Source organism: Oleiphilus sp. HI0079 (assembly GCF_001635105.1).
On record NZ_LWFT01001236.1, the window covers coordinates 1 to 703 of the forward strand.

Below are 703 nucleotides of genomic sequence, written 5' to 3' on the forward strand. Positions count from 1 at the left end.
GGAACAAATCCCCGTTTAACCCAACGAGAGTGCGTCGAACGCCGCATTCCTTCGCAATTAGACTATGTTGATAGAGGTGTTCAGCTGTGCCGTGCGTCGCGACCATAATCTTCGGTTTGATGTGTCGGTAAAGGTGCCGTAGCTCATCACGGCATGGGTGTCCTGAAGCGTGAATATCTTGTTCGACCATGTCATTTTCTATGACCGAAACCTTGCGTGCTTTTATGTTGGCAATTAGACGAGCAATCTCGACTTCGTTGCCGGGAATACGCATTGAGCTGAAAATGACGCTATCTCCCTCCTCCATATCTACCCCGCGAAAGCTCCCTTTGGTGAGCATATTCAATGCGGCTCTCGGCTCACCCTGACTTCCTGTAACGAGATACATCACCTCTTCCTTTGGGAGATACGCAACCTCTGCAGCTGAGTAAATCTTAAGCTGCTTCGGCCAGTAATCAAGAGCTCGGGCAATGGAGATCATGTTCTCGAAAGCACGACCAAGAACAGCCAAATAACGCCCCGTTTGCTTTGCTACATGCGCGATACTCAGCAAGCGCGCGACGTTGCTGGCGAAGCAACTGACGAAAACCCGCCCTGTGAGAGGCGCAACCGTTTTTCTAATACCCTGCATCACTACCTGCTCAGAAACTGAATGTCCCGGCTTCAGTGCGTTCGTTGAATCGCAAATAACGCTGTCTATGCA

General features: G+C 50.5%; 1 protein-coding gene. It reads right to left on the reverse strand.

The window, feature by feature from the left end; genetic code table 11:
- Positions 1 to 631 (reverse strand): ribonuclease J (locus A3750_RS21805; protein ID WP_197475229.1); only part of this gene is annotated, 631 nt, incomplete at its 3' end.
- Between the last annotated feature and the right edge of the window lie 72 nt (positions 632 to 703).